The 21,671-nt window shown below is 38.8% G+C and carries 13 protein-coding genes and 1 tRNA gene; 10 read left to right on the top strand and 4 right to left on the bottom strand.

Translation table 11 applies throughout. The annotated features are described in order from the left end of the window. The first annotated feature begins 103 nt into the window (after positions 1-103). Entirely contained in the window at positions 104-1,324 is a 1,221-nt protein-coding gene (locus AHMF7605_RS25895) for an exonuclease SbcCD subunit D C-terminal domain-containing protein (RefSeq protein WP_106932849.1), read from the top strand. A gap of 87 nt (positions 1,325-1,411) precedes the next feature. Here the strand turns inward: AHMF7605_RS25895 and AHMF7605_RS25890 are convergent. Beyond that, positions 1,412-1,484 (bottom strand) — tRNA-Met (locus AHMF7605_RS25890). 112 nt (positions 1,485-1,596) lie between these two features. After that, positions 1,597-3,348: a BamA/TamA family outer membrane protein gene (locus AHMF7605_RS25885; RefSeq protein WP_106932848.1), complete on the bottom strand. Its 1,752-nt coding sequence runs from the start codon at positions 3,346-3,348 to the stop codon at positions 1,597-1,599. 172 nt (positions 3,349-3,520) lie between these two features. Here AHMF7605_RS25885 and hemW point away from each other — a divergent pair, with 172 nt between their 5' ends. Further along, positions 3,521-4,651: a radical SAM family heme chaperone HemW gene (gene hemW, locus AHMF7605_RS25880; protein ID WP_106932847.1), complete on the top strand. Its 1,131-nt coding sequence runs from the start codon at positions 3,521-3,523 to the stop codon at positions 4,649-4,651. A 143-nt stretch (positions 4,652-4,794) separates the two neighbouring features. Here the strand turns inward: hemW and AHMF7605_RS25875 are convergent, their stop codons facing one another. Together AHMF7605_RS25875 and AHMF7605_RS25870 are read right to left on the bottom strand one after the other, a co-directional pair. Continuing rightward, entirely contained in the window at positions 4,795-6,060 is a 1,266-nt protein-coding gene (locus tag AHMF7605_RS25875; protein ID WP_158267620.1) for a glycoside hydrolase family 2 TIM barrel-domain containing protein, read from the bottom strand. A 164-nt stretch (positions 6,061-6,224) separates the two neighbouring features. Further along, positions 6,225-10,193, bottom strand: a complete 3,969-nt coding sequence (locus AHMF7605_RS25870) for a glycosyltransferase (protein ID WP_106932845.1) — start codon at positions 10,191-10,193, stop codon at positions 6,225-6,227. A 905-nt stretch (positions 10,194-11,098) separates the two neighbouring features. Here AHMF7605_RS25870 and AHMF7605_RS25865 point away from each other — a divergent pair. The 8 genes from AHMF7605_RS25865 to AHMF7605_RS25830 all read left to right on the top strand — a co-directional run bounded on the left by AHMF7605_RS25865 (position 11,099) and on the right by AHMF7605_RS25830 (position 21,647). Further along, on the top strand, positions 11,099-13,042 hold the full coding sequence (locus AHMF7605_RS25865) for a response regulator (RefSeq protein WP_106932844.1): 1,944 nt from the start codon (positions 11,099-11,101) through the stop codon (positions 13,040-13,042). Between the two features lie 425 nt (positions 13,043-13,467). Beyond that, on the top strand, positions 13,468-13,845 hold the full coding sequence (locus AHMF7605_RS25860; RefSeq protein WP_106932843.1) for a response regulator transcription factor: 378 nt from the start codon (positions 13,468-13,470) through the stop codon (positions 13,843-13,845). An 11-nt stretch (positions 13,846-13,856) separates the two neighbouring features. Continuing rightward, positions 13,857-15,029 (top strand): sugar transferase, encoded by a 1,173-nt coding sequence (locus AHMF7605_RS25855; RefSeq protein ID WP_106932842.1) that lies wholly within the window; start codon positions 13,857-13,859, stop codon positions 15,027-15,029. Then, positions 15,029-15,775, top strand: coding sequence for a TolC family protein (locus AHMF7605_RS25850; protein ID WP_106932841.1), 747 nt, complete (start codon positions 15,029-15,031; stop codon positions 15,773-15,775). Before AHMF7605_RS25855 ends, AHMF7605_RS25850 begins: the two co-directional genes overlap by 1 nt. After that, positions 15,772-17,964: a GumC domain-containing protein gene (locus AHMF7605_RS25845; protein WP_106932840.1), complete on the top strand. Its 2,193-nt coding sequence runs from the start codon at positions 15,772-15,774 to the stop codon at positions 17,962-17,964. Before AHMF7605_RS25850 ends, AHMF7605_RS25845 begins: the two co-directional genes overlap by 4 nt. A gap of 96 nt (positions 17,965-18,060) precedes the next feature. Further along, complete coding sequence (locus tag AHMF7605_RS25840) at positions 18,061-19,440, top strand: O-antigen ligase family protein (protein WP_146153675.1); 1,380 nt, start codon at positions 18,061-18,063, stop codon at positions 19,438-19,440. 18 nt (positions 19,441-19,458) lie between these two features. After that, positions 19,459-20,391, top strand: a complete 933-nt coding sequence (locus AHMF7605_RS25835; RefSeq protein WP_106932838.1) for a glycosyltransferase family 2 protein — start codon at positions 19,459-19,461, stop codon at positions 20,389-20,391. Positions 20,392-20,447: 56 nt separating this feature from the next. Next, on the top strand, positions 20,448-21,647 hold the full coding sequence (locus AHMF7605_RS25830) for a glycosyltransferase (protein WP_106932837.1): 1,200 nt from the start codon (positions 20,448-20,450) through the stop codon (positions 21,645-21,647). The last annotated feature ends 24 nt before the right edge of the window (positions 21,648-21,671 follow it).

Below are 21,671 nucleotides of genomic sequence, written 5' to 3'. Positions count from 1 at the left end.
GCAAGCAGAAAAAGGTGTTGGTAGAATATACTCCGTTTAAGTTGAGAGGTAAATTATATTTTCGTTGTATCTTCATTATCAGAAACGGTAGCTCCAGGGGCGCATGAAAATTTTACATACTTCTGATTGGCATTTAGGTAAACGGCTGGAACAATGCGAACGAACAGACGAACACCAGCATTTTCTAGATTGGCTCCTCGCCTTTATCCGCGACCAGCAAGTGAATGTATTACTTATTGCCGGCGATGTATTTGATACCGGCTCACCTTCTAATACAGCTTTAAAACAGTATTACGACTTTTTGTGGGCTTTACAGACGACTAATTGCCGCGAAGTAATTATAATTGGCGGTAATCACGATTCGGTTGCGACGCTAAATGCTCCCCAAGCTCTGTTAAAATATTTTCGGGTTCACGTGGTAGGTGGCGTTCCTGCTGAGTTTACCGAACAAATTATCCCTATAAAAAACGAAGCGGGTGAAACGGAATTAGTAGTATGTGCAGTTCCTTTTTTGCGGGATAAAGATGTGCGCCTTTCCGTACCCGGCGAAACCCATGCGGAGCGCGAAGCGCGCCTGAAAGAAGGAATTTGTGCCCATTACCAACAATTAGTGAGTCACATTGCTTCTTATAAAGCCCAGCAAATACCTGTTATAGCTATGGGTCATTTATTCGCGGCGGGCAGTAGTGCTTCGGATAGTGAAAAAGAAATACACGTAGGTAATTTGGGGCAGATTTGCGGCGACCAGTTTCCGGCTGAATTCGATTATATTGCTTTAGGGCACTTGCATCGGCCCCAAGTAGTAAATAATATGCCGCATATCCGGTACAGCGGCTCTCCTATTCCGCTTTCTTTCAGCGAAGTGGAAGATACTAAATTAGTGCTCCTGCTCGATTTTGCCGGGGGCCAATTAATGAACCTTACCGAAATAGAGGTACCTTGTTGCCGTAAGCTTATCCGCTTAAAAGGAGATTTAGAAGCTATAGTTCACCGCTTGACTACTTTAGGCAAGGACAATTCTTTGTACCCGGCTTGGGTAGAAGTACAAGTAGAAACAGAAAACTTTATTGCCGACTTAGATTATCAACTCACCCGAATTACAGAAAATTTACCGCACCTGGAACGTGTTTTTACCCGCCAAATTCGCCTGAAACTACCTATTGCCCTTCACGATGATTCGTTTGATCAATTAGTAAATCTACAGGAATTGGATCCCAAAGAAGTATTTCAAAAAAAATGTTCCTCAATTTACCCATATACCGATTTCTCGGACCTGCTCACTACATTCGACGAGCTGCTGGAAAAAATGGCCCAAGCAGATTAAATTTCTTTAAAATTTAGTCAAAAAGAGAAGCTGAAGATATTAAAATAAAAAGGTCTGACAAGTTATTCACCTGTCAGACCTTTTAGGTAGCGGGAACAGGACTCGAACCTGTGACCTTTGGGTTATGAGCCCAACGAGCTACCAACTGCTCCATCCCGCACTGTTTGTAATACAAAAGTAGTGGGTCTATTTCAAAAAACCAAATAATTCTTATTTTCTGCCAAAACTTAGCGCTAACTTATTTATCTTCAAGCACTTTATTTACTATTTTTTTAAAACTTACTGGTAAGGCCAAAATGAATACGTGAGTAGTTAAGGTTAATAGGCTGATTTAGGATCTTAGATTGCCCCACTGAATAGATAAACTGAAATATGCCAGCCCCGGTACTGAAACTAATGCCGGTGCCAAGTCCAAAAGGATATTCCTGTGCCTGATCTTTGCCAATGCTTCGGCGATAATACCCTTGATCGTAAAAAAGCAACACGTATGAATTAGGGCCAGTAAACAGCCGGTATTCTAAAGTACCTACGGCATAGCGCGAGGCATAAAAAGTATATTCCGGGAAACCTCGCAGAGTAGTAAGACCACCTAACCGAAATAAATCATTATAAAATAACTGCGGGTTAATCAGAACTTCGCCTTTAAAACGCGTTAATACTACACTCCGGCGGGTTAGTTTAATGTAGTACTCGCTGTGCAACCCCAATGATACTTGAGTAGTTTTCAAGCGAATAGTATCGTAATAACTGGCTTCCCGGTTGAGATTGCGCTTAATGTTTTTATTACCAATTGCCACTTGGCCGCTAATCTGGTAACCTTTCCGTGGGAAATAAAGATCATCGAGGGTTTGGCGCAGGTACTGCATGCCGTAAGCATGATAATTGAAATCAGCGAGCGGGACAGAATCGCGGCGCTCCTGCAAACCAACCGACGATAATAAAAGCCGCGAATTCTGTAGTTCGGTGAAGAAAGTAATTTTTCCGGCGCGCGGCGTGTTAAATCCAAATTGCAGCCGGGGTTTTAGCGTAATAAAAGCCGTATCCTGTTTATACAAGTTAAATGTAAATCCCAATTCAATGGGTGAGCCGAGCAAATTAGGATGAATATAACTGGCATTTAGCAACTGGGAACCTCGCTGCACCTTGCGCCAATGCAAACCTAGGGCTTTACCACTGCCTTTTAAATTGCGAATGTCTAAATTTACTTCGCCCGTAACTAATAATTTTTGCTCTTTTCCATTAGGGTCAGGCAGAAACCCAACAATTCCATCAAATTGATTTGCCTTTTTATCATTGAGAAATAAGTATAATCGCGCCCTTTCCCGACCAAACTGTAGCAAAGGCGGTTGAAATACTTCTAAGTAAGATAATTGCTTAAGTAAACGCGGCACATTATTTATCTTCTGTTGGTCATACAACTGGCCGGGGTAAATTTGTAAATAGCGGCTTAAAAAACGTTGCGTAATTTTGGTACTACCCGAAATCTGCAACGAATCAAACAATATGATTGGCCCTTTCTCCACCAAAATGGAGGCATTAATGTAATCATTGGCAATATCAATTGAATCCAGGCGGATAGTGGCAAATGGGTACCCGTTATTTTCAGCCTGGGTGAGAACAGCTTCCTGTAATTTCACCCATTCAGCCGGTATAAATGGTTTACCAGTGTATAATTTCTCTTTGTACCCGGCCTGTATTAATAAATTATCCTCTACATTTCCGTTTCGCAGTTGAGCCCATTGGTATTTTTCGCCAATAAAAAACTGGCTATACAAAACACCTTGTTGAAAGTAAAAAGTATCAATAGAGGCCGTTAAATAACCATCGTGCTGCAATTGCTGCATCAAACTAATAATGCCTTGGCGGGCCACCAGTGAATCAGGAAAACGGGACGGATACACGTACTTGCGTAAAATCTCCCGGTCCTTGCCGGAACATTTTATTCTTAAAGTAACTTCTTTCTGGGCCCAGGCGGTAAAGCTGAATAGTAAGAAGAATAAAAGGCCGGTTACATTTTTGTACATTTGCTTTATATAAAGCCAGTAGTATTACTAATTACCGGCGAGCATGTTGGGGTAACACTATAAATTTGAGCTATTGTTCCGAAAAAATCAAACCAATACCATCCTGGTGTTTGTTTTTAGTTTACAAAAGCAATGTTTCCTATTTTAAAAACACAATAAATTTACTATAAAATTGGCTGGTATTTACATTCATGTTCCTTTCTGCAAGCAGTCTTGTCATTACTGCGATTTTCATTTCAGCACTTCTTTACGCCGGAAAGAAGAAGTAGTACAAGCTATTTGTCAAGAAATTAAGCTACAGCAAAACTATTTATCTGGCCAGGAGCTGCAAACAATTTATTTGGGTGGCGGCACGCCGTCCTTGTTAACTAACCTTGAACTGGATGCCATTTTTAATACTCTACATCAATATTTTAAGATTGCTCCTAATGCTGAAATAACTTTAGAAGCCAACCCCGACGATTTAACCGCAGCTAAAATCAAAGAATTAAAACAATCGCCGGTAAATCGCTTGAGTATCGGACTGCAATCTTTTCACGAACCCCACTTGCGGCTCATGAACCGGGCCCACTCGGCTGCTGAATCTTTAGCTTCGGTACAATTAGCGCAAGATGCGGGTTTTTGTAATATTACCGTAGACTTAATCTATGGCATTCCGGCACCCAATCATCTTATCTGGGCAAAAGATTTAGACCAAGCTATTGCGCTGCAGGTTTCGCATATTTCGGCTTACGCGTTAACAATTGAGCCAAAAACAGCTTTAGGAACCTGGACGAAAAAAGGCAAATTTATTCCCAGCGAAGACGAATTTATAGCTACCGAATTTGAAATGCTACTGGCCCAGATGCAAACTTATGGCTACGAACAATACGAAATATCTAATTTTGCGAAGCTTGGCTGGGAATCCAGACATAATAGCAATTACTGGAAAGGGATTCCGTATCTGGGCATAGGACCGAGCGCCCACTCTTTTAACGGTACTTCGCGGCAATATAATGTGGCGAGTAATAGCCGGTATTTAACAGCCATTACCCAAAATACTATACCTGCCACCGCTGAGGTTTTAACCCCAGCTGACCAAGCTAATGAATATCTGATGACTACGCTCCGAACTATATGGGGCTGTGATTTAGATAAGTTAAAAGATAAATATGGCTTTGATTTGGAGTTATTACACGGCGATTACTTAGCCAAAGTTATTCAAAAAGGGTTGGGTCAAATTAAAAATCATACTCTTACTTTAACCAACCAAGGTAAATTATTAGCCGACCAAATTACTTTAGATTTATTTATTGCCGAGTAGCTACGCTGTTTAACTCTATTTCCTAAAATTATTTTTATTTAAACGGCTCAACTTGCGTTTAAATAAAATTTTTAAATAGTTAAGCAACTTCCTCCTGGCTTATAGCTCCTGCACTCAGTCATAAAAAGTATCTTCTTTATTTTTTAGTTTGTAACGTAAAACGCAGCATTTCCCGTAGCTACTTTGTTATGTTCATCGGTTAAATATATAAATAATCTATAAGGGCCTTCGTGCGAAGGAGAAGGGACCTCTAATTGATAATTTTGCCAAGTTGTGGAAGAGGTTTTTAGTCTATTCTCTTGTAATGTTTTATAGTTTAACCTGCCTTTAACAATTATTTCAGGTTTATTTTGTGCCAGAGTAGGATCAAAATAAATTTCTACGTTGTCTTTTTGTACTTCCCAATTAAGCTGTAGTTTATCATTTTCAAAATCTTTAGCTGTAATGATTGCTTTGAACTTCTTAAGAGTTCCTTGTAAATAAGTATTCTTGGAGTTTTTTTGGCGATTAATGATAAGAGAAGCAATACTAGGAGCACGGTTTACTGGCCATTCGTTCATCCAATTGTATTGCAAAGCATCTATCATTTCCGTTGGCTGGCCCGTTTGGGTAAATAAACTAAACCAAGTAGTTGTATATTCTTGTTTCTGACTCCATAAAAAAGCGTAAGACCCCAAACATTCACTTTTATTGGCAAACAGCTCTTGATATTGTTTTCGAATAATTTGCGATTTAGCATAACTGGTTAATTCTACTTTGGCATACCAATCAGTATGATCGGCAGTCCAGTAACCCGGAGGGCCGTATTCCGATGCCATATAAGGTCCTCGCCAAGCCCAATCTATCGTAAATTTTAATACTTCTGACATTTTATCGAATATGTTAATAGATAAAATATCAATTTCATCGCAGAGTAAGCTAATAAGCACTAAAGGTTTTGCATCAGAGGAAATCATAGTGGTAGTAGGATGGTCCGGGTCCAGTTCGTGAATCATTTTGGCAATGTCGTTCACTGCTGTCCACAAACGGTAATGTTCGGTGATGTGCTTAAATTCTAATTTAAAACTTAATTCATTACCAATACCCCACATAAGCAAGGCCGGATGATTTTTAAGTTTAAGTACATCTTGCCTGATTCTCTTTAACTGAGCGGCAACTGCTTTTTCATCACTGTAGTCTAAGGTTCCGGCAGGAGTGATATTTAAACCTACGGTAACCGTTAACCCTTCTTTTTGTGCCCGGTCCAAGATCATTAAAGCACTGTCGGGGTTAACGTTATACAGGCGAATGGAATTACCACCGCTTTCTTTTAGTAAAGGAAAGTCCTTGTACACACAAGCCCCTTTGATAAAATACGGAATACCATTGCGATACAATTGATAGTGAGCATTCTCTTGTCGTACTTCCACGTAGTGGAAATTAAGATGTTTCCGAAGGCGAGGTTTTCGACTACTACTAACCACCAGGACTAAGGCCAGCAAGGTTAAACAGGATAGAAGTAAAAGTAAAATGTTTTTAAGCTGCATGAAATAAGTTATTGAACAGTACTGTTATTTTAAAATGTACCTACCTTTTACATCACCAGGGATTTACTAGCCGTTAGCACGTTGCCTTTCCCATCTGATACATACACATACAAGCGGTATTTATTGCAATGGTACTCTCCAGTCGGCTCCGGAAGCGTAATCATTATTTTATTGGCTTGTTCTGTTTTTTCTATAACTTCCATTTTATCTAAATAATCGTCTTTATATAATTGCCATTCTATTTTGTGGTAAGTGGCTCCAGCTCCAATAACAGTAAATTCGAAAGAAGTTTTGGGCACCAGATAACCCGAAGGACCCACAATTGCTATTTTTGGTTGGGGAACAAAAACTTGCTTGGTCCACGTATTTTGCAGGGCATAATAAACAGGTTTTTTGCGGCCACGGAAATCCGTTAAGCCAAACCAGGTAGCGGAGCCCTCAAACCGGTCGCGCCAACAGAAAGCCACTCCGCCAATATTGTATCCTTGATGCTTAGAAATAAATTCTTTCCACTCTTGCGTGTATAAAGCGGTCTTCTGCGAGCTTGATTCTTCAATTAATAAACTGTTCTTATCGGTAGAAGTGTATTCTGGATCCCAATAACCACTCGGGCCAAACTCCGAAACCAAGTAAGGCCGATGCGGGTTAAACTGAGCAGCTATTTTTTGTAATTGCCCGATTTGCTGGATATAATACGAATTAATACCTACTACATCTACACCTGGAACCAGTTGATCAAACGCCAGCAACTCACCGGGCAGCTGGCGCGAATGTTCCAGCGAAGTGAAGACGGGCCGGGTAGGATCGAGTTGGTGAATACGTTCCGCCATGAGCTCAACCATGTGCATATAGGCCAGCCGGTTCAAACTTAGGTAAGGCTGACTGAAATGCTTTTTGAGCAAACTGCTGGTTTCATTGCCCACCGACCAGCCTAGTACCGCCGGCTCTCCCTTAAACTTACTTACCATTTCTTCTACCTTTTGCAGGTATTTTTTTACTTTTAGGGTATCTTTATAATAATCTACTTTTGGATCGAACCAGAAACCGTAGAGTACTTTTAACTCCTTCTCCTGAGCAATCGTCAGAATATTATCATCGTATAAACTAGGACTGTACCGGCGAATAGTGTTCGCTCCCATAGCTTTAATGGCAGAAAAATCTTGTTCGAGCTGATGGCGGGTAAGCGGATAATTGCCATCGCGCCAATCGTGTCCTGGGTTGTAAGCCACTCCTTTCACGTAAAAAGGTTGCCCTTTTACCAGCAGCGTATACTGGCCCGCTGTTCCCGTTAAGTAATGCTTTTGGTTCTTCCGGAAAGTTTTGAGCAAAGCCGGTTGGAGAGCCCGCTGTTCGAGCGTGGGCTTTTGCCAGATAAATGCTTCTTGGCTTATTCTTTTGTAATTTCTAGCTATCCGGGTGGAATTTTTAATGGTCCAATCTATTCCTTTAGCTTTGGATTCTGGTCGCCAGGTAGTGGGCCAGTTTTGATCCTGGTTGGTTTGGTAAAACACTAAAGAGCGGATTTCCCGGTAGTAATTGGGAATCAAAGGCAAGTAATATTCCAGCCATTCTTGTCCGTTGCCCCCGAAGTTAGTAGAACCAAACTCCGTCAGCATAACCGGCTTATTAAGTTTCAGAACCTCGTTGCGGTAAGGTTTATAAAGTTCTTCAAAGGTGCGCCATTTGCCATCTTTAGCGGCCTTGCCGTAGTTTAAACACGTTACTCCTATCCAATCTACATAATTCTCGCCTGGGTAATAAGAAGTAATATCTTCGGGTTGAGCCGGATGCCACACCCAGCTTACATTATTAACACCGGAGGTAGCAAAAGTAGCCACAACGTGCCGGTAAGCGGCTTTGAATACTTCTGGGTGAATCGTATTGTGTAGCTTTCCCGATTTATCCTCGTTATCTACTTGGGGAGCAAACTGAATGAAAACTGGATAATTATATTGCTGAATATAGCCTGCATAAGCTTTGATATAGGAATCGTATTTTCCGGCAGCAATAGCTTTTAAAATATTTGGTCCTGTTTTCTCTGCTCTTTCGGTTGCGCTACTAATAAGTGGGTTCCAAGTAATCAGGGGAATAGCGCCCCGTTGAGCAAGGCGGTTGAACAAAGAGTGCGGAAAAGCAGACAAGCTATCTGGTTTCCAGGATTGATGAACCGAAACAATATTTACGTCTGTTCCCAGATCTTTCTCCAAAGCATCAACGGAAGCTAAATTATTTCGCTGACTGGTTGGTAAATACATACCAGTATAGAAACCACCCGTGTCTTTGGTTTGTGGTCCGTAGAGTACTTCTAAGTCTTTGCTGGGATTGTAGTCAAAGAGAATAAAACTATTACACGTCAGGAAAAGAAGAATAGCTAAAACAGGTGCGCCCGTGCGCAATAGACGGTAAGTATCCGGCAAAATAACCTGACGCAGCATCTTAAAAGGCTGGTAAAGCAAATGAATAAAAGAAAAAGGTTGCAGCCACTTTTTCACCCGCTTGAGTAATACCGGCTGAGCGGCTGCAATAACTACCGTCAATAAAACAATATTTAGTCCGACATAACTGCCCATCATCCAACTATAAGGACTCCAATCGCGTGATAACCCATATACCAAGGCAGCTACGTTCAACCCACCTACAATTAAATTAGGCATACTTAAAGACCAGTTGTTGCGGTCTTCGTCGTTCTTTGGGGTGGCAATGTAGGGTACTTTAATGTTTAAAATGGTATAAATCAATCCTAAAGAAAATACCCACCAACTGGCAAACAACAATATTCCTCCCGTCAGGTGAAAGCCTTTTTCGTGGTCTTCCAGCAACCAGCGCTGGGCGTACTGCCGGATAAGGGTAGTTAGCCCTAAGTAAGGAAGCAGTACCCAAAGAAACTGGTGCCATTCAATATATAAAGGAGTCTGCCCCATTACTAAAGCCGCAGCAGGAATGAGCATATCTAATAACACAATTAAACCGAAGGCATAATGCAAGGGCAATAATAAGTAATGTAGCTTCTGGCGCCAGGTAAAATTCTTGAATAACCGGGGATATACATGAGCTAATAAATCAAAGGTGCCGCGCGACCACTTGATCTGTTGTTTAAAGTACGAAGCCAGCGTGTTAGGCACCAGGCCGCGGGTTAATATTTTCGGTGTATATACCGATTTCCAGCCTTTGGCGTGCAACTGCATGGCCGTATGCATATCTTCGGAGAGGCCAGGAGCATGCCCGCCAATAGAATCCAGAGCGGCCCGGCGGAAAGTACAATTCGCCCCAATAGCTTGCACGGTGCCGTAACCATTCATGCCCATCATCATCGGACCGTAAAACAAATACGTTTGTTGCGCCGCGCCGCGGGCAAAAAAGCTTTCTTCGGCATTGTAGTAAGCTTGTACCATTTGTACGTAACCTACTTGCGGATCTTCGAAGTAAGCTACCACTTCATCCAGATAAGAAGGCACCGGAATATGGTCGGGATCCATAATCACGCAAAGTTCTCCGGTAGCCTGCTGCAATGCGTTGTTGATATTGCCCGCTTTTGCATTTACTTTTACTGTCCGGGTTACATGTACCACATCCAGCTCTTGACAAAGCGCTATCAGCGCAGGATCGTTTCCTTCATCGCAGAGATACGTTGTATGCGGGTAGCGCACTGCTTTCATGGCTTCCAAGGTCTGCTTAATCATCTCGAAGGGCTCCCCCGGCACGGCCGTAGTCAGCATATCAACGGTCCAGATACGGGTAGGCTGAGGCCGCGGCGTAATTTTCAAGCCCCAGTAATGGTACCATTCGTGCAGTACTCGCAGCATTTTATAGCCTAAGGAAAGCAGCAATAAAAAATAAAGGGGAAAATATCCGCTATGCTCCTCCTGCAACAACCACCGCGCAAATACGACCAGGCTAATGAGGCCGGCAATAAGGAGAACTTTAAGAATGAACAACTCTTTGCGCTTAGGAGTTTTCACGCCCACAATGTTTGCGGCCTGGGTACGAGTGACACCTGGCTCTTGGGTATTAACCATTTTTTAATGAGTAAATAGTATATCCTATAATTTAGATTCTTATACAAATGAGATGGGGCAAAAATTAAAATCTATGATAACTAAGCGGCAAAATAAAAAGTAAGCATTTAAAGGTTTGTCCAATTAAAATAGTAGAACTAAGTTGCTTATATAAGTCTTTATCTTGTTTGGCTAAATATCATAATAGGTAATAATTAAGTACATTCTCTTTTATATTATTTAAATTTAATATTTGCATATTCAAATACTATTCCATTTATCTTAGCCACATATTAACTTACATTATTCTCCAATTTAATCTTGGAAATTATAACCTTAGTTCAAGGACACTGTAGGTCAAATAAAGCCTTAAATTTATTATAAGAATAATTCAAGAATATATCACCATTAAGTTTATTGCACTTAACCTCATCAAGAATGAAAATGTTCAATCTTACTGTTGTGTGATTTTCGTTCTCTCAACCAAAAAGATAAAATACACATTCGATCTTATCTTAATATACTTGCTAAAACTTCCCTAATTAGGTTTTACAAGATTATTAACCTATACTCCTATACTTATAACTAAATAGTTATATTATAAACAGAATATAAATTTATTTTTATTTCTTCAAAATTACTTCTTCCTGTACTTTTGCTAAAAAATTGCAAATTTACATTACTTTAAAAAGAGTGATTTAAATAGATTTAGCAGCAAGAATGTTTTACTTTCTCTTATTAACATTTTCTTAAATTCAAAATATTTCTTCTGCTAACTTTAATAAATGCCTTTAAAGAATATTTTTAAGAAGCTTAAACGAAAGCACTTTAAAAACAAACACAAAGCACAAACGTTAAGCTAATTTAAACAGCCAAGCCAATCTTTGCTTTAGGTAAGCTGGCTAGATTTTTCAAGACAGATACGGATGGAATTTATTCAGCAGCTAATCGAAATTAATCCTAATCCTATTTATGTGCGGAATGAGCAAGGTAAATTTGTATTTATGAACGAAGCCTTTGCTCAACTGTACGGACAAAGTGCATCGGCTTTATTAGATAAAGGTGGGCTGGATCCGGATTTGTATTATGATAAGGACCTGGAAATTATAAAATCACATTCTCAAGTTACTTTTGAGGAGTTCTATAAACAGCAGAATGGACAAGTAATTTGGTTTAATACCACCAAGAAAGCATTTACAGCGCTTAGTGGTACACGTTTTCTCTTATCTACTTCCAATGATATTACTAAGTTTAAAGAGATTATCCAAAAAAACCAGGAGCCTGCTAAATACACGCAATTGTTTTTAAGTACTTTAATTAAAGAATTTAAAGCAGATATAAATACAATATCCGGCATCACAAGTTTTTTAAAAAAAGGTAACATCCATAAAGAACAGGAAGGTTATCTAAACTTAATTCAAAAAGTTGCCGGTAATCTTTTAGAAACTCCTGCTCAAATATTAGAGTTTTCTAAGCTTCAAACAAGCAATGTTGAATTTAAAACTACTACGTTTGATATAACTTCTATCTTACAATACATTATCAGTGCTTTAGTAGCTCAAGCAGAAGATCATGATGTTTTATTGCAAATTGGTGAACTAGCTCCTAACCTTCCTTTAGTAAAAGGCGATCTATATCGTTTAAATCAAATAATTACTAATCTTATTTACTTCAGTATTAAACATACCTCTAATGGTAGGATTTTGGTAAGTTCCCGAATGAAAGAGAAAATAGAAGATGTAGTGTATGTGGAGTTTTCTATTCAAGCGAGTGATTGGAGTCATGAAATAGACAAATTGAAATTTTTTTTTAATAACCCTTCAAAGAACGAATCTAATGAAGAGTATGCATTTAACCATTCGGATATTGGACTTAAAATTTGTAAAAAAATAATTGAGCTTCAGGGTGGCCAAATATGGCTGGAAACCAAACTTAAAAAAGAAATTCAATTTTCGTTTGTTTTACCTTTTCCATTAAGTGAAAACCTAAATGCATCAAAAGACCTGAAGATACCCGAAAATTCAAATGATTTAAAAGGCTTACATATTTTATTAGCCGAAGACAATCCCGCTAATCAATTATTAGTTGTTTCTCAATTAAAATTTTGGGAAACGCAGGTAGAAGTAGCCCATGACGGAAAAGAAGCTTGGGAAAAAGCTAAAGCGAAGCCGTATGATCTTATATTAATGGATATAGACATGCCTCACATGAACGGTATTGAGGCAACAGCTATTATTCGAAAAGAGCCTAACCCTAATCAGAGCACACCTATAATTGCATTCACCGCTAATGCTTTAAAAATTGATGTAAATAAATATAAAGAATCTGGCTTTTCCGATTATTTATTCAAACCCTATCCCGAAGCAAACTTGTATCTTACTGTTACCCGCAACATTGCAGCTAAAGATCAATTAGATGAAATAGCTAATGAGAACGAATCCTCGTTTGTTATTGAAAATACCCAGGAGCAACTTACTGATTATCAGCCTAGTAAAGAGTCAGAATCAACAAAATATGAGCCTGCCTTGTACGATTTTTCGGGTTTAGGCAATTTGGCAGAAGACGCAGATTTTGTTAGAAAGATGCAGCAATTATTTATCGATTTAGTACCTGGCCAACTCGACAAGCTTTCCAGTGCCATCTCCCAGAAAGATTGGAACACTGTTGCCCAAATTGCGCATAGCCTTAAATCTACTTACGGAAATATAGGAATTGTAGAAGCTGCCCAAGCTGCTATGAAGATGGAAGAACTAAGTAGTAAGAAAACCAGCTTACCAGAGTTAGATATCTTACTCCAAACAGTTTTGGATATAACGGAAAAGGTTATAGCTATATTCCAAGAACAACTACACGCAGAAGTTAAGTCTTAAATCCGTATACATATAAATAATTAAAGCAAATTAAACAACACTATTACTAATTCCCGCACTTTATCTTTTTATATTTTCTATTTACATAATCCCATATAAATATAAAATTATTAATATTTTAGCTTTTTACATAATTGAACTTAAGTCATAAATATTCGGTTTACAGCTTATAAAACGCATATTTTATTGATTAAAAGCAAGGAGATTAACAAAATAATATTTCTCTAAATATTATTTTGTTAATAAAAAGAAATATACATTTACTTCCTCTTACTCTTATGAAATTAATATAAGAAGTTTTGTTTCATAAAATTCTTTCAAGTAAAAAGCATTAATGCTTTACTGGCACGGAATTGGATTTTACAGACATAAGACAATGTGCATCTTTCAGAATATTTAAACAATACTTATCAATTTTTCCATCTATGAAGAAAAAACTACTAATCGTGGACGATGAGCCATCTATAGGGCTGATATTAGAACATTATTTTTCTAAAGAATACAGCGTACAGCTAAAGTCGAACGGTCAGGAAGCAATGGCCTGGCTTCAAGAAGGTCATCACATAGATGTTATTGTGGCTGACTTCGAAATGCCTTTCATGAATGGTCTTGATTTTATTAAACAATTACGAATCAGCACCCGGTTTTGTAACATTCCATTAATTATGTTGTCGGGCAAAGATGAGACTAGTAATAAGATAACCTGCTTAAGACAAGGTGCCGACGATTACATGGTAAAGCCTTTTAATCCGGAGGAATTAGATGTTCGGATTAAAAATATATTAAGAAGAATTAAAGTATAATAATTTTTACCATGAGAAAGAGAGTAGTCTGTCTCGCTTCTGACGAACAGGAAATTCAAAACTTCACTTCCGAATTCGCGGAAGATTTAGAGGTATGGTACTTTGATAATCCAACTAATTTCCTTTCCTGGTTAGCCAAAGGCGAATATTTTGATGCTATCTTTAATTCTGCCACTCTTACTTCACCGTTGGGCCTGAATCTGATTCGGACCCTTAAAAAAGATATAGGCATTAAAGAACCGGTTTTCTGGTTAACGAACGATGCTGTTTCTTCTAATTTAGAAACCCTGCTTGCAGAGGCTGGAGTTTCCGACATATTTTCGCAAAACCCAGAAAAAGAAAAACTACTAACCCGGCTTGATTATTTATCGCACTCAGGTAAAACTGCTGCTCTTCAATCCAAAAAAAATCCTTACGCTTACAAGAATCCAATTGGTAAGCGTATTTTTGATGTTTTAGTATCCGTCACTGCTTTATTATGTCTCTCCCCTTTGTTTCTGCTCCTCGCTCTATTAGTAAAGCTGGAATCTAAAGGACCTGCATTCTATTACTCCTACCGGGTAGGTACCGGATACCGCACCTTTCGATTTTGGAAATTTCGCTCTATGCGACCAAATGCCGATAAGATGCTGGCTTCCATGAAAAACTTAAACCAGTACCAGAAATCGTCCGTAGAGGAGCCGACTCAACAATTTACCTCTCTATGTACTGCCTGTGCGGCAGCTGGTACCATGTGTCAGAATCAGCTTATTGATGGCCACGGAAAACCAGTATGTGAAAAGCAATACAAAGTAGCAAAACGAGCCGAAAATGGCGCTGCTTTTATTAAAATCGCCAATGATCCTCGTATAACTAAAATAGGCATGTTCCTACGCAATACCAGTTTAGATGAACTTCCCCAGTTATATAATGTTTTGCGTGGCGACATGTCTATTGTTGGAAATCGTCCGCTGCCTTTATACGAAGCAGAAAAAATTACTACCGACCAATTTGCAGCCAGATTTATTGCTCCGGCCGGCATTACTGGTCTTTGGCAGGTTAGCAAACGGGGTAAAGGCGGAAATATGTCGGAAGAAGAACGCAAAGAGTTAGACATTGAGTACGCCAAAAGCTTCTCCCTTAAGAAGGACTTACAGATTATTCTAAAAACCTTTCCGGCTCTCTTTCAAAAAGAAAACGTTTAATGAAAAAATTTTTACTTTCTATTCTTTTATCCTGTAGCATTTTACTAGCATTCGGGCAAAGCAATTCCAAGCTAACGGCAGATTGGCAGGAAAGATTTTTTAAAGCTCCGGAAGTAACACTCCCCTTGTTAATAGACGCTGCTGTTAAATATTCTGCCCAAGTTGAAAAACTAGATGCGGCTAAACAAATCGCCTACGACAATATTCGCTTATCCCGAAAACAAGTATTAAATGGTTTAGCTGTAGGCACTGGTTATAGTTACGGCTCCATGTTGAATACTGTTAATGGCGACCAACAGGTAAGTCAAATTAATGCTTTTAATATGCCCGCCCGAGCCCAGTACAATGTGGGAGTAAATCTAAGCCTATCCTTAGGGCAACTTTTAAGCCGTCGGTACGAACTGCATCGCCAGGAATTAGTCTTAAAACAAGCTGAATCGGACCGTAAAACCCAGGAAAGAGAAATCAGGCAACTTATTATTAACACTTACCAGGAGCTAACCTTAGCAAAGGTTACTTGGGAACAAACGGTGGATGCGCTGCAATCGGCGAATGTAAATAAAAAAATAGCCGATAAAAAGTTTAAGCTTGGGCAGATCCAACTGGATGAATTAATGACTGTAAATGATTTATACACCAAAGCGGCTTTAGTTCAGGAGCAATTTAAAAACAAATACGAAACAACATTTCTGTTACTAGAAGAACTAATAGGAATGAACCTTAACGATTTAATGAACGGCAAATGACATTTAAGAGTTTTTACCGGTTAATACTGCGCAATTGGCTTATACTAATCAGTATACCTTTAATTACCGGAGCCACTATATTTTTCTTTGCCCGCAGAATGGATAAAGAGTATGCTTCGGATACTGTTATTTATACTGGTATAGCGTCTGGCGTAGGGATAAAAGCAGATAACAGCTCTGATTACTTTGCTACTACCCGCGCTTTTGCAAACCTTCTCAACCTTATTAACTCCCGAGAAACAAAGCAAGAAGTTGCCCTACGTTTATTAGCATCGCACCTTATGTTAAAGGAGTATGATCCATCGGTGCTTAGCTGGAAAACCTACACGGACTTAAAAGGGCTGATTTCAGAATCTTTAAAGAAAAAATTAGTGGGTGCAACCTTGGAAGAAACGGTTAAGAATCTGGAAAATTATTTAAAATCCGGCGAGCAAAACGAAATTTACACTATTCTAAACTCAGACGTAGCTGGGTATTCTCTGAAAGCACTTTCTAATATTTACGCTAGCCAATTACCTAACAGCAATTTATTAAGAGTCGATTATACGTCTAACGATGCCGCCATGTGCCGGCAAACTCTCGAAATTCTAAGCAGCGTTTTTATCCGGAAGCATACCGAATTAATGGAAGGCCAAAACGAATCGGTAATGAAATATTTCGAAACTGCTACCTCAAATTCATATAAGAGATTGGAGGCCGCGGAGGAAAGTTTCTTACAATTTCATAAAACCAATAGCCTTATTAATTACAGCGAACAAGCTTCGGCTATTGCGGCAGATAAACAGCACATGCTGGAAAATTATAACTCCTTAGAAATGCAATATGCCGGAGCATTTTCGGCGCTTAAAGTAGTGGAAAGAACTTTAAAAGAGCGTGGCGCGGTAACATTGTATAACCAGGAAATTATAGAGTTAAGAGATCAATTATCAAAATTAAATACTCAGATTGCGGAAATAGAAATAATTAACCGGAGTAGAACCAATCCTACTGCTACAAACCAATTAGCTAGCTTTAAACAGAAAGCCGATGTAATTGAAAACAAGATAAAAATTACTTTGGATAATGCTTATTCTAAAATTCAATCTGCTCAAGCCGTTGTGAGTAAAGATTTACTGGATGAATGGATAAAAAACACTGTTCTGGTGGAGGAGCTTAAAGGACAATTATTTGTAATCCGGAGACAATTAAAAGTATTTGGCGAAGAATATAATAAAGTAGCGCCTTTGGGAGCTGAATTACGAAAAATTGAGCGCGAAAAAGATCTGGCTGAAAAAGAGTATTTCTCTTTACTGAATGGCTTATCCGAAAGTAAACTTAATCAGCGTAATATCGAAATTACTTCGCAACTTACGGTAGTAGATCCACCTTATACTCCCATTAAACCCACAAAATCTAATTTATTACTGTTATTGTTGTTTGGCACCTTCGGAACCTTTTTTGTGGTTTCCGCTTACATGGTGGGTTCCGAATTATTAGATAACTCTCTAAGAAATATGCGGGAAGCTGCCCGCCAAACCGGTTTTCCGGTATTAGGTATTCTGCCTATATTATTTGGTAAAAGTAAACGCCAGGTTTTAATTAGTAAGAGGGCAGAAGATACTCTTACCCGGCAGCTTCTTTTAAAAATGCAACAGAAAAGAAATGCGCGTGAACCGTTCATCATTGGTGTTTTAAGCAGCTTAACCGAAGAAGGAAAAAGCACGGTTATCAGCATCCTGGCAAATCAACTAAATGCAAAAGGAATAAAAACCTTAGCTTTATTCCCGGATGATCATGCCAAGCAAGTAGCTTCTGGTACACACACCTGCTTTTACTCGCCTATCTACGGATTAAATAATCGAATAATTTTTGCAGATATTATTGGCGAAAATCATTCAAATTATTCTGTGGTTTTGGTGGAGTTTCCGGCCGTACTGGAAAGTACATATCCAACTTCTCTTTTAAAGTATCTTGATTTGATTGTGCTTACCGTAAGAGCAAACCGCTCTTGGCAGGAGACAGACCAAGCCGTTTTTGAGGACATTATGAAAGTAACTCAAGCTCCTATTGAAGTGTTATTAAATGGAGTTTTAGTCAAAAACGACGATACGCTCGCTTTAACCAAGCATAAATCATCTAAAAAGTCAAACAAAGCAAAATTACCTCAGCCAATCATTATTCAGCCGGATGAAGTACTCTTACCTGCTTAAATTCTTACATATCCTACGAGTAGATTTTTATACTTTATTTAAGTAAAAGGCGTGCAACAATTAAGCATTAAGGAGCCCAAAGCAAACTATTTTTTTTTGCCTCTAGCAATTATTGTTGCTATTATAACCGGCTGGTTAACGGTTAAAGTAGGTTTAGCTTTGCCTTTGGTTTTGGTCGGATTAGTTGTAGCTATTGCTTTTGCAACCACAGTTTTTGTTCGACCAAAAATTGGGTTTATGGCTTACATTGTTTACTGCTTTATCATAACCGTAATTTTAAGAAACGCTACTTCACCTCCTCCTATTGGTCCGTTAATGGATGGGTTATTGCTGCTTTCCTGCGTAGCTGTGGCTTTTAACCGTTACAAATATCAATGGAGCAACCTTCGGAACGATCATTTCCTGCTCGCTTTTGTTTGGTTCCTGATAAACTTAATAGAGGTAGTAAACCCAGCAGGAGCGAGTATAATAGGTTGGCTTCAGGAGATGCGGTTTACTTCGTTAAATTGGCTGTTAATTGCTTTACTTAGCTCTGTTTTGTTTACCCAAAAGAAAGACCTTGATCTTTTCTTAAAAATTGTATTAGGCTTATCGATAATAGCCACCTTTTATGGCATGAAACAGCTATACATTGGTTTAACAACCGGGGAGCAAAGATGGCTAGATGCAGGTGCCGACTTAACCCATATTGTATTTGGCAAGCTTCGGGTGTTTTCGATGTTTACCGATGCCGGTCAGTTTGGGGCTTCGCAGGCGCATCTTGGTTTAGTGGCTTTAATTTTAGCTTTAGGTCCTTTTAAATGGTGGAAAAAAGTAATATTAGGATTGGTCGCCGGCATATTACTATACGGCATGCTTATATCCGGAACCCGTGGGGCTTTATTTGCTCTGGTAGTAGGTGTTTTTGTAGCTTTATTTCTAAGTAAACAAACCAAAACTTTAATTGTAGGTTGTGTTTTAGCTCTCTCAGCCTTATATGTTTTAAAATACACTACTATTGGTAATTCCTATTCTTACCACATTGTAAGGCTCCGAACCGCTCTTGACCCGGAAGATATTTCCTTAAATGTTCGATTTAATAATCAACAAAAGCTAAAAAAATACTTGGCAGACCTGCCTTTTGGCGGGGGCGTGGGTGTAAGCGGCATGAATGGCAACCTCTACAATGCCGATAAATTTCTTTCTAAAATTCCCCCAGATAGTTATTGGGTTAAGGTTTGGGTAATGTACGGCGTAGTAGGTCTGGTTATCTGGTTTGGCATTATCATGTACATTCTGGGTAAGTGCAGTGGAATTGTCTGGAACATTAAAGACCCCAAATTAAGAGTAAAATTAATTGCCTTAACCGCAGGCACGGCAGGTGTTTTCGTTTGCAGTTACGGCAATGAAGTTATTAATGGCATACCCACCGCCATGATTGTATACATCTCCTGGGCTTTCGTATTCCTGGGACCTAAATTAGATTCTGAATCTTAATCCTGCATTTTATTGTATATGTCTACCCCTTTAGTTTCTATTATTTCGGTCAACTACAACCAGGCCCGAATAACTTGCGAAATGCTGGCTTCCTTAAGTAAGATAACGTATCCGAACATAGAAGTAATTGTAGTGGATAACGCCTCCCCTACCGATAATCCTGATATAATTAAAGAACAGTACCCCGACGTAAATCTCATTCGTTCGTCTGTTAATTTGGGCTATGCCGGAGGTAATAACTTAGGAATAGTTCAGGCGAAAGGCAAATACCTTTTTTTCCTGAATAATGACACGGAAGTAGATTCGGACTTTCTGGAACCTCTTGTTGCATTTTTTGAAGCAACCCCAAATGCTGGAATAGCTTCTCCAAAAATTAAATTTTTCGATAGCAATAACATTATTCAATATGCGGGCAGCACAGGCATTAACCCTTGGACCGGCCGCAGCAAAACTATTGGCAACCAGGAAGCTGATTTAGGCCAGCACAATCATTCTATTGCTACTAATTTGGCCGATGGTGCAGCCATGATGATTCCGATGGAAGTAGTGAAGAAAGTTGGTCTAATGCCGGAAATTTACTTCCTGTATTATGAGGAGCACGATTGGTGCGAGATGATTAAACGCGCTGGATATTCCTGCCATTACATAGCCGAATCTGCTATTTACCACAAAGAATCTATGTCGGTGGGTAAAATGTCGGTACTTAAAACGTATTACCTGAACCGCAATCGCTTACTATTTATCCGCCGGAATTTTAAAGGAAAGCAATTTTATATGAGTGCCGTTTTTTTCTTTTTACTTGCTTTACCTAAAAACTCGTTGGTGTTTGGTATAAACCGTCAATGGCAACATTTAAAAGCGCTCTGGACCGGATTGTTATGGCACATCCAGCCTAATAGAGTACATCAGAATATTGTTTTTACCAATATGAACAGCAATAATTTTAATTAAGCTGTTCCTTAAATCTACAAAATACTTACCCCAGACTTTCTAAATAAATTACCCTAATGAACCTCATTGAAGCTGTATTAAATATCCTACTATTTGCAATAGGCGGATACGCGCTGTTTAATGTAAGTTATCTTTTATTCTTCTCTTTGGCCGGCCACAAAAACATTCAACCAAATATTCGAACTACCTCCAGTTTTAGAAGAATGTGCGTGCTGTTTCCGGCTTATAAAGAAGATGCGGTAATTATTGAGTCAGCATTAAAGGCAATCACTCATCCTTATAATGGTCATTTTGATATATGCGTGATAGCAGATAAACTAAAACCTGAAACCATAGAAACCCTAATTAAATATGGAGTTAAAGTGATTGAGGTAAATTTCGAGAAAAGCACTAAGGGTAAAGCCTTACTAACTGCCTTAAACCAACTGCCCGAAAACAATTATGATATAGCGGTAGTACTGGATGCCGATAATCACATGGGTAAAGATTTTTTAAAAGAAATTAATCTGGCTTTCGAATCTGGGTTTAGGGCAGTGCAGGCACATCGTACCGCTAAAAATTTAGATACGGCCTTTGCCTTTTTAGATGCTTGCAACGAAGAAATTAATAATCATATTTTCCGGAAAGGGCATTATGCATTGGGTCTATCTTCCGCTTTAATTGGCTCAGGAATGGCTTTTGAATATTCTTATTTAAAAAATTTATTAACGGATATAGGCGAAACAGTAGGTGAGGATAAAGAAATAGATTTCCGGATTGCTAGAGACCAGATTAAAATTTGTTACCTGGATAAGGTTTACGTTTACGACGAAAAAATTGATAATGCGGCTGTCTTTACTCAACAAAGAACCCGTTGGATTGCTTCGCAGCTCGAATTTCTAAAAAAATATTTCTGGCAAGGTTTTGTACAACTTATTAAGTCTGGTAACGTCGAATTTTTCAATAAAATGGTGCAAGCATTATTAGTACCCCGAATATTACTACTTGGATTGTTAGGCTTCTTTTTTGTCTTGTCACTAGTACTTCCTTTTGGTCCTTCATTTGGTTTTTGGGCTATTTTATTAGCTATGATAAGCGCCGCTTTGCTTATTGGAGTACCGGCGCGTTTGTACAATATAAAGTTGGTACAAGCATTATTTAGAATCCCTTATGCTTTTTTCTGCATGTGCGTAGCCGTGTTAAATACAAAAAAAACAAAAACTTCCTTTTTAGCTACTCCGCATAAAACCAAAGTTGTTTCCACTGAACTAGATTAATAATCTAGGAAAGTAAGTTTAGAA

The sequence above is a fragment of the Adhaeribacter arboris genome, assembly GCF_003023845.1.
Lineage (GTDB): Bacteria > Bacteroidota > Bacteroidia > Cytophagales > Hymenobacteraceae > Adhaeribacter > Adhaeribacter arboris.
Note: the sequence above shows the minus strand (reverse complement) of the source record. Positions and strands in the feature narration are given on the sequence as shown.

Coding starts and splice junctions, on each gene's coding strand:
- AHMF7605_RS25895 (WP_106932849.1), top strand. CDS start 104: ATGAAAATTTTACATACTTCTGATTGGCATTTAGGTAAACGGCTGGAA.
- AHMF7605_RS25885 (WP_106932848.1), bottom strand. CDS start 3,348: ATGTACAAAAATGTAACCGGCCTTTTATTCTTCTTACTATTCAGCTTT.
- AHMF7605_RS25870 (WP_106932845.1), bottom strand. CDS start 10,193: ATGGTTAATACCCAAGAGCCAGGTGTCACTCGTACCCAGGCCGCAAAC.
- AHMF7605_RS25865 (WP_106932844.1), top strand. CDS start 11,099: ATGGAATTTATTCAGCAGCTAATCGAAATTAATCCTAATCCTATTTAT.
- AHMF7605_RS25860 (WP_106932843.1), top strand. CDS start 13,468: ATGAAGAAAAAACTACTAATCGTGGACGATGAGCCATCTATAGGGCTG.
- AHMF7605_RS25855 (WP_106932842.1), top strand. CDS start 13,857: ATGAGAAAGAGAGTAGTCTGTCTCGCTTCTGACGAACAGGAAATTCAA.
- AHMF7605_RS25850 (WP_106932841.1), top strand. CDS start 15,029: ATGAAAAAATTTTTACTTTCTATTCTTTTATCCTGTAGCATTTTACTA.
- AHMF7605_RS25845 (WP_106932840.1), top strand. CDS start 15,772: ATGACATTTAAGAGTTTTTACCGGTTAATACTGCGCAATTGGCTTATA.
- AHMF7605_RS25835 (WP_106932838.1), top strand. CDS start 19,459: ATGTCTACCCCTTTAGTTTCTATTATTTCGGTCAACTACAACCAGGCC.
- AHMF7605_RS25830 (WP_106932837.1), top strand. CDS start 20,448: ATGAACCTCATTGAAGCTGTATTAAATATCCTACTATTTGCAATAGGC.